Genomic DNA, 9921 nt, shown 5'->3' on the forward strand with positions numbered 1-9921 from the left:
GGCAGCCGACGCCGGTGGGCATTCCGGGTGAGCTGCACATTGGCGGCGTGCAGGTGGGGCGCGGCTACTGGCAGCGGCCCCAGTTGACGGCGGAGCGCTTCATCCCGGACGCCTTCAGCGGCACTCCAGGTGCGCGCCTGTACCGCACCGGAGACGTGGCGCGGTGGCTGCCGGACGGCACGCTGGAGTACCTGGGCCGGGCGGACTTCCAGGTGAAGCTGCGCGGCTTCCGCATCGAGCTGGGTGAAGTCGAGACCGCGCTCGCCGCGGACCCGGCCGTCCGCGACTCCGTGGTGCTGGCCCGTGAGGATTCGACGGGGGACCAGCGTCTGGTGGCCTACGTCGTCCTGGACGATGCGGCGGCGCAGGAGGTCGACGCGTCCTCCCAGTGGCAGGCCATCTATGACGAGGCCTACGCACGCGAGACGCTGGAGAGCGAAGACCCGACCTTCAACATCGTCGGCTGGGAGGACAGCTACACCGGCGAGCCACTGCCGCCCACACAGATGCGTGAATGGGTGGACACCACCGTGGCGCAGGTCCTCAGCTTCCAGCCCAAGCGGGTGCTGGAGCTGGGGTGCGGCACCGGCCTCCTCCTGTACCGACTGGCGCCTCGCTGCGAAGCCTACTGGGGCGTTGATTTCGCCCGGCCCGCGCTGGACCGCATCGAGCGTCAGCGTGAGCGCATGGGCGGAGCCCTGGACTCCGTACACCTGCTGCACCGGAGCGTGGACGACTTCTCTGGCCTGGAGCCGGGCTCGTTCGACACGGTCGTCATCAACTCGGTCGTCCAGTACTTCTCCAGCCCTGAGTTCCTGCTCGACGTGCTTCACGGCGCCGTGCGCGTCCTGAAGCCGGGAGGGCGGGTGTTCCTGGGCGACGTGCGGAGCCTGGAGCTGCTCGAGGCCTTCCGTGCCTCGGTGCGCCTGCACCGGACCGCGGGCCCCGTGGCCACGTCCCAGTTCGCCTATCGCGTCCAGCGCGACCTCCTGGCGGAGAAGGAGCTGGTCCTCTCCCCGGCCTTCTTCACCGCCCTGCCGACGCGCATCCCGGGCGTCCAGCGGGTGGAGGTGCTGCCGAAGCACGGGCGCTACGACAATGAGCTCAGCCGCTTCCGCTACGAAGTCGTCCTCCACGTCGGCGACGCCGCCGAGACTTCCACCCAGCGCACGAAGCCGGACTGGGTGGACGGCGCCGGCCTCACCCTGGACGGACTGCGCGAGCAACTGCGCGCGCGGCCCGGACTGCTGGCCGTGCGTGGGCTCCCCAACGCGCGCGTCCGGGAGCCTACCCGGCTCGTTGAATTGCTGGCCGCCACGCCGCCGCCCACGGTGGCGGGCCTGCGCGAGGCCCTGCGTGACTGGCCGGGGACCCGCGGCGTGGATCCCGAGGACCTGTATGCCCTGGGTACGGAGCTCGGCTACGAGGTCCGGGTGAGCTGGGCCTCCGCGCACCGAGATGGCGCGCTGGATGTGGTGTTCGCGCGCCCCGGTGAGGCGGACACGCTCGACCTGTCCCCCGAGCCGAAGCAGGTCACCTCCTGGGATGGCCTTGTCAGCGATCCGCTGCGGGGGGCTCGGAGCGCGCGGGCGGTGAGCCGCCTCCGCGACGCGCTGGCGGACACGCTGCCGCCGCACATGGTGCCCTCCTCCTTCGTGGTGCTGCCCGCCCTGCCCCTGTCTCCGAATGGCAAGGTGGACCGCAAGGCGCTCCCCGCACCGGAGGCCGAGCGCCTGGGCGCCGCGGACGCCTTCATCACGCCCCGGACGCCCACCGAGGAGCAGGTGGCGCGCATCTTCGGCGAGATTCTTGGCCAGTCCCGCGTCGGCGCGAACGATGACTTCTTCGCGCTGGGGGGACACTCCCTGCTGGCCACGCAGGTGGTCGTGCGCGTGCGCGCGCAGCTCAACACGGAGATCTCGCTGCGGATCCTGTTCGACGCGCCCACCGTGGCCCGTCTGGCGGAGCGCATCGAAGCGCTGTCCCAACTCACCGAGGCTCCGGGTGTCCCGGCCCTGGTGCCGTTGGAGCGCGGCCCGTCCGCCGACGAAGGACTGGCGATGTCCTTCGCGCAGCAGCGGCTCTGGTTCCTGGAGCAACTGCAACCGGGACAGGTCGCCTACAACATCCCCGCGGCCCTGCGGCTGACGGGGCGGCTGGACGTGGAAGCCTTGCGGCGCACCTTCGCGGAGGTGGTCCGCCGTCACGAGGCGGTGCGCACCACCTTCGTCACGAGAGAGGGCCAGCCCGCCCAGCGCATCCACCCGGCCCCCGCTGAGTGGGCACTGCCGGTGGAGGACCTGAGCGGCCTGGCGCCCGAGGCCCGTGACGCGGCCGTGCAGGCCCGCATGGCCGAAGAGGCTCGCCGCGCCTTTGATTTGGAGCAGGGCCCGCTGCTGCGCACGGCGCTGCTGCGCACCGGGCCGGACGCGCAGGTGCTGCTGCTGTGCATGCACCACATCGTCGCGGACGGCTGGTCCATGGGCGTGCTGGTGCGGGAAGTGGCCGCGCTGTACGAGGCGCTGTCGCAGGGCCGCGAGTCCCCGCTGCCCGACCTGGCGGTGCAGTACGCGGACTACGCCGCGTGGCAGCGGCGCGTGCTGGAAGGCCCGGCGCTGACGCCACAGCTGGACTGGTGGCGCTCGCGGCTCGCAGGCGCTCCCACGTTGGAGCTGCCCACCGACCACCCGCGGCCGGCCGTGCGCACGCTGCGAGGCGCCACCCATGCGTTCACGATGCCGCCCTCCCTGGTGGCCGGGCTGGAGCGCGTGGGGCAGGAGCAGGGGGCCACGCTGTTCATGGTGCTGATGGCGGGCTGGCAGGCGCTGCTCGCGCGCTACTCCGGCCAGACGGACTTCTGCGTCGGAACGCCGGTGGCTCATCGCACGCGGCCGGAGCTCGAAGGGCTCATCGGCTTCTTCGTCAACACCCTGGCGCTGCGCGCGAACGTGGACGGCGATCCGCGCTTCGATGACCTGGTGGCGCGCGTCCGCGAGGAGTCGCTGGCGGCGTTCTCGAACCAGGACGTCCCCTTCGACCGGCTGGTGGAGGCGCTGGGGGGCCAGCGAGACTTGTCGCGCACGCCGCTGTTCCAGGCCGCCTTCGTCCTCCAGAACGCCCCCATGCAGCCGCCCACGCTGCCGGGCATGGCCGTTGACGTGCTGCGCACGGGCACGGACACGGCCCGGTTCGATGTGACGCTGTTGCTGGTGGAGCGCGGCGGACGCCTGGAGGGCGAGCTCGAGTACAGCCTGGACCTGTTCACGCCGCACACCGCGCGCCGCATGGTGGAGCACCTCCAGCGGCTGCTCCGTGGCGTCACCGAGGACGCGGCTCGCCGCATCAGCGCGGTGCCGCTGTGGAGCGAGGCCGAGCGCCACGAGGTGCTCGTGGCCTGGAACGATACGGCCGCGCCCTACCCCGCTGACACCACGGTCCATCAGCGATTCATGGAGCAGGCCCGGCGGACGCCGGAGCGCGTGGCGGTGACCTTCGAGGGCCGCTCGCTCACCTATTCGGAGCTGGATGCTCGCTCCAACCAGCTGGCCCGGCACCTGGTGTCCCTGGGGCTGGCGCCTGAGTCCCGTATCGGCGTGTGCGCGTCGCGCGGATTGGAGCTGGTCATCGGGGTGCTCGGCGCGCTCAAGGCCGGTGGCTGCTACGTGCCGTTGGACCCGGCCTGGCCCGAGAAGCGCCTGGAGCACGCGTCCTCCACGGCGCGCCTGTCCGCGGTGCTGACGTGGCAGTCGCTGTTGCCCTCGCTGAAGGACGGCCCGTGGCACGTCGTGGCGCTGGACGCCGATGCGGCGGACATCGCTCGTCAATCCACGGAGGCCGTGCAGGTCCCCGCGTTCCCGGAGGGGCTGGCGTTCGCCACCTTCACCTCCGGCTCGACGGGGACGCCCAAGGGCGTGGCCATTCCGCACCAGGGCTTGCTGCGACTGAGCGAGGCCTCGCGCTTCGTGACTCAGGCGCCCGCGGAGGTCTCCCTCCAGCTCTCACCGCTGGCCTTCGACGTCTCCAGCGTGGAGCTCTGGGGCACGCTGCTGCACGGCGGCAAGCTCGTCGTGTATCCGCCCGGCACGCCCGAGCCAGACGCGGTGGCCCGCCTCATCGTCGAGCACAAGGTGTCGTCGCTCCTCCTGGCGACGTCGCTCTTCGAGCTGTTGCAGCAGCACCAGCCCGAGGCCCTGGCGCGAGTCCCCCACCTGATGGTGGGCGGCGAAGCGATGCCGGCCCCTCGGGCGCGGGAGCGGCTGGCACAGGGCGGCGCGCTGACCAACGCCTACGGGCCGACGGAATGCAGCACCGTGGCCACCCGGTTCACGCTGTCGCCCGGGGACGCGGTGGGCCGCTCCGTGCCCATTGGCCGGCCCATCGACAACACCGAGGTCTACGTCCTGGACCCGGCGCTGCGTCCCGTGCCCGTGGGCGTGCCGGGTGAGCTGTGCCTGGGTGGACCGGGCCTCGCGCGCGGCTACCTGAACCGCCCGGACCTCACCGCCGAGCGCTTCGTGCCCCACCCGTTCAGCGCCGCTCCTGGAGCCCGGCTGTACCGCACGGGCGACCGGGTCCGCTGGCGTCCGGACGGCGTGCTGGAGTTCCTGGGCCGATTGGACCACCAGGTGAAGGTGCGTGGCTTCCGCATCGAGCTGGGTGAAATCGAAGCCGTGCTGCGCGGCCATCCCTCCGTCTCCGAGGCCACGGCCGTGGTGCGCGAGGACGCCTCCGGGAGCAGTCGCCTGGTGGCCTATGTCGTTCCTTCGCGGCTGGAGGTGGCCTCGCTGCGCGAGTACCTGCACCAGCACCTGCCCGACTACATGGTCCCGTCCGCGTTCGTCGGGCTGGACGCCTTCCCGCTGACGCCGACCGGAAAGGTGGACCGCAAGGCCCTGCCAGCCCCGGACCTGAGCCTGGGGGCGGCGGACTTCGTGGCGCCCCGGACGGAGCTGGAGCAGCAGTTGGCGGCCTTGTTCCGCGAGGCGCTCGGCCTGGAGCGCGTGGGCCTGAACGACGACTTCTTCCTCCTGGGCGGCCACTCGCTGCTGGCCACCCAGGTCGTGACCCGGCTGCGCGCGCTGCTGGGCGTGGAGCTGCCGCTCCGCACGTTCTTCGAGGCTCCGACGGTGGCTCGCCTCGCCGCGCGCCTGGAGTCGGCGCCGCGGAGCCGCACCTTGCCTCCCCTGGAGTCCCTGCCCCGGCCTGCCCAGGGTGAGGCGACCTTTGACGTCTCGTTCGCGCAGCGCCGGCTCTGGTTCATGGAGCAGCTCCAGCCAGGGCTCGCCGTCAACCACATGCCCGCGGCCCTGCGGCTGACGGGGCGGCTGGACGTGGAAGCCTTGCGGCGCACCTTCGCGGAGGTGGTCCGCCGTCACGAGGCGGTGCGCACCACCTTCGTCACGAGAGAGGGCCAGCCCGCCCAGCGCATCCACCCGGCCCCCGCTGAGTGGGCACTGCCGGTGGAGGACCTGAGCGGCCTTTCGCCCGAGGCCCGTGAGGCGGCCGTGCAGGCCCGCATGGCCGAAGAGGCTCACCGCGCCTTTGATTTGGAGCAGGGCCCGCTGCTGCGCACAGTGCTGCTGCGCACCGGGCCGGACGCGCAGGTGCTGCTGCTGTGCATGCACCACATCGTCTCGGACGGCTGGTCCATGGGCGTGCTGGTGCGGGAAGTGGCTGCGCTGTACGAGGCGCTGTCGCAGGGCCGCAAGTCCCCGCTGCCCGACCTGGCGGTGCAGTATGCGGACTACGCCGCGTGGCAGCGGCGCGTGCTGGAAGGCCCGGCGCTGACGCCACAGCTGGACTGGTGGCGCTCGCGGCTCGCAGGCGCTCCCACGTTGGAGCTGCCCACCGACCATGCGCGCCCCGCGGCCCGTGGCGCCAAGGGTGCCTCGCACTTCTTCTCACTGTCCGCCGAGCAAGTCGCGGGCCTGGAGCGGGTGGCGTCGGCCCACAACGCCACGTTGTTCATGGTGCTGATGGCGGGCTGGCAGGCGCTGCTCGCGCGTTACTCCGGCCAGACGGACTTCACGGTGGGCACGTCGGTGGCCGCCCGAAACCGGACGGAGCTCGAAGGGCTCATCGGCTGCTTCGTCAATCCGCTGGCCCTGCGTTGCCAGTTGGACGGCAACCCGACCTTCGGCGAGCTCGTGGCCCGGGTCCGAGAAGAGGCCCTGGGGGCCTTCGCCCATCAGGAGGTGCCGTTCGAGCAGCTCGTGGACGCTGTCGGCGGCGAGCGAGACCTGTCCCGGACGCCGCTGTTCCAGACGCTCTTCGTGCTCCTGAGCACGGACCTGCTCCGGGCCCCATCGCTCTCGGGGCTCCACGTCGACGTGCTGCAGAACGCGACGGACACGTCCCGCTTCGACTTGACGCTGTCGTTGATGTCCCGGGGCGGCGCGCTGGAAGGCCAACTGGAGTACAGCCTGGAGCTCTTCACCCCGGAGACCGCCCGGCGGATGGTGGCGCACCTGCGGGTGCTCCTGGCGGCGGTGGCGGACGGGGCCGGCGCGCAGCGGCTCTCCGCGCTGCCGCTGATGGACGCCCGGGAGCGGCAGCAGGTCCTCTCGACCTGGAATGCCACTCAGGTCGCCTACCCCGTGGACGCGACGGTGCCGTCGCTCTTCGCGGCCCAGGCGCTGCGGACGCCGTTCACCATCGCCGTGGAGCATGACGGACGCACGCTCACGTACGCGGAGCTGGATGCGCGGTCCAACCAGCTCGCGCACCACCTGCGCTCGCTGGGGTTGGGCGCCGAATCCCGCGTGGGCGTCTTCCTGCACCGAGGGCTGGACCTGCTGGTGGGCCTGCTGGGCATCCTCAAGGCGGGCGGCGCCTACGTGCCGCTGGACGCGTCGTACCCCGCGCAGCGGCTGACCTTCATGGCCGAGGACTCGGGGGTGGCCGCCATCCTCACCGAGTCCGCGTTGGAGGAGGAGCTGCCCACGGGTTCGCAGCTCATCGTGATTCTGGATGACGAATGGGCGCGGATTGAGCGCCAGCCGTCGACGCCCGTGACGGGCGGGCTCGTGGGAGCGGACCAGCTCGCGTACATCACCTACACCTCCGGCTCGACGGGGACGCCCAAGGGCGTGGCCATTCCGCACCGGGGCGTGGTGCGCCTGCTCATCGGCGCACACTTCGTGGACCTGGGGCCGTCGGAGGTGGTGCTGCAACTGGCGCCCCTGGCCTTCGACGCGTCCACCCTGGAGATTTGGGGCGCGCTGCTGCACGGGGCGCGCCTGGTGCTCCATCCCCAGCGGACGCCAGACCTGGCCGAGCTGGGACAGGCCCTGCGACGGCATCAGGTCTCCGTGCTCTGGCTGACGGCCGCGCTCTTCGACCAGATGCAGCAGCACCAGCCGGAGGCCCTGGGCAAGGTGCGTCAGCTCCTCGCGGGCGGTGATGTGCTGCCGGCGCCTCGCGTCCGTGAACGGCTGGCGCAGGGCGTGGGCTTGGTGAATGGCTATGGCCCCACGGAGGGCACCACCTTCACCGCGTGCCACCGGATGTCGCCGGGCGACGCCGTGGGTGACTCCGTCTCCATCGGCCGCCCCATCGCGAACACCCAGGTGTACGTGCTGGCCCCCGACATGCGGGCCGTGCCCGTGGGAGTTCCGGGCGAGGTGTTCATCGGCGGTGACGGCCTGGCCCGGGGATACCTGGGCCAGCCCGCGCTGACCGCCGAGCGCTTCGTGCCCCATCCCTTCGGGCCTCCGGGCGCCCGGCTGTACCGGTCGGGTGACCGCGCGCGCTGGCAGGCGGACGGCACGCTCCAGTTCCTGGGACGCGTGGACTTCCAGGTGAAGCTGCGCGGCTTCCGCATCGAGCTGGGGGAGCTTGAAGTCGCCCTGCGGACCCACGCCGCGGTGGAGACGGCCATTGCCGTGGTGCGCGAGGACCTCCCTGGCGACCGGCGGCTGGTGGCCTACGTGACGCCGGAGGACGTGGACACCCCGTCCCTTCGGGAGCATCTGCGCCAGCGGCTCCCCGAGTACATGGTGCCCAACGCCGTGGTCGCGCTGAGCACCCTGCCCCTGTCGCCGAACGGCAAGGTGGACCGCAAGGCGCTCCCGGCGCCGGACCTGTCGCCCGCCGAGGACACGCAGGCGGCGGGGCTGCCCCTGCTCCAGCAGCAACTGGCGACGCTGTTCCGGGAGGTGCTGCGCGTCGAACGCGTGCGACCTCAGGACGACTTCTTCGAGCTGGGAGGCCATTCGCTCCTGGCCACGCAGTTGGTGACGCGCATCCGCGCGGCGCTTGGCGTGGAGGTCCCGCTGCGGACGATGTTCGAGGCCCCCACGCTGGCGGGACTGGCGGAGCGCGTCGAGGCGCTGATGATGCAGGCCTCGCGCGCGGCGATGCCGCCGCTGCTCCCCGTGCCCCGGGAAGCGGCGCTGCCCTTGTCCTTCTCGCAGCAGCGCCTGTGGTTCCTGTCGCAGCTCCAGAAGGGCCAGGCCGTCTACAACGTGCCCTTCGCCCTGAAGCTGTCGGGAGCGCTGGACGTGGACGTGCTGCGACGCACCTTCGCTGAAGTCGTGAAGCGGCATGAGGTGTTGCGCACCGCCTTCACCGCGACGGAGGGCCTGCCGACGCAGCAGGTCCAGCCGGCGCCGGAGGTCTGGGACCTGCCCGTGGAGGACCTGTCCGCGCTGAAGGGGCCGGCTCGCGAGGCGCGCGTGCGGCACCGGATGACGGAGGAAGCCCACTTCCCGTTCAACCTGGCCGTGGGGCCGCTGCTCCGCACGGTGCTGCTCCGGCTGGACGCGGAGGAACACGTGTTGCTGCTGTGCCTGCATCACATCGCCTCGGACGGCTGGTCCCTGGGGGTGCTGGTGCGCGAGGTCGCCGCGCTCTACGCCGCGTTCAGTGAGGGGCAGCCGTCTCCCCTGCCGCCCCTGGCCGTGCAGTACGCGGACTTCGCCGCGTGGCAGCGTCAGTGGGTGCAGTCGCAGGGAATCCAGACGCAGCTCGACGAGCTGAAGCGCCACCTCAAGGGCGTGCCCGCGCTGGAGTTGAACGGCGACCTGGGCCGGCCCACGACCCGCACGGTTCGAGGCGCGAGCCAGTTCTTCACGGTGTCGCCGGAGCTGGTGGAGGCGCTGGAGCAGGTGGCGCGTGAGCAGGGGGCCACGCTCTTCATGGTGCTGCTCGCGGCCTTTGAGGTCCTGCTCTCCCGGTACTCGGGCCAGAGGGACTTCTGCGTGGGCAGCCCCATTGCCCACCGCACGCAGTCCGAGCTGGAGCCGCTGGTGGGCTTCTTCGTCAACACGCTGGCCCTGCGGGCGCGGCTGGACGGAGCCCCGACCTTCGCGGAGCTGGTGTCGCGCGTGCGCGAGGAGTCGCTGGCGGCCTACGTGCGCCAGGACGTGCCGTTCGACCGGCTGGTCGAGGCCGTTGGTGGCGAGCGCGGCGGCGGCAGGTCGCCGCTCATCCAGGTGATGTTCGCCTTGCAGAACGCGCCCATGCAGCCGCCGTCGCTGCCGGACGTGACGGTGGAGCCGCTGCGGTCCACCACGGAGACGGCGCGACTCGACCTCACCCTGTCGATGATGGACCAGGGGGACGGCGGCTTGGAGGGGGCGCTGGAGTTCAGCCTCGACCTCTTCACGCCTGAAGCGGCGCAGCGGCTGACGCGTCACTTCCACACGCTGTTGGAGGCCGTCGTGCGTGATCCGCGGACGCGCATCCATGCCCTGCCGCTGCTGCCCGAGGACGAGCAGCAGCAAGTGCTGAAGGGCTTCCAGGGGCGGGAGCTTGCGCCCGCGTCGGAGGCGACGATTCACGCGCTGATGGAGGCGCAGGTGGAGCGGACGCCGGACGCGGTGGCGGTGGCGTTCGAGACGGAGCGGCTGACGTACCGGGAGCTTGAGGCGAGGGCCAACCAGGTGGCGCACCACTTGAGGGCCATGGGGGTGGGGGCGG

1 protein-coding gene is annotated in these 9921 nt (G+C 71.9%); it reads left to right on the forward strand.

What is annotated here, in order from left to right:
* On the forward strand, positions 1 to 9921 hold a 9921-nt coding region (locus tag HV826_RS34890), incomplete at both ends, for a non-ribosomal peptide synthetase (protein ID WP_176421344.1).

Source organism: Myxococcus sp. AM010 (genome assembly GCF_013372585.1).
GTDB classification, from domain to species: domain Bacteria; phylum Myxococcota; class Myxococcia; order Myxococcales; family Myxococcaceae; genus Myxococcus; species Myxococcus vastator.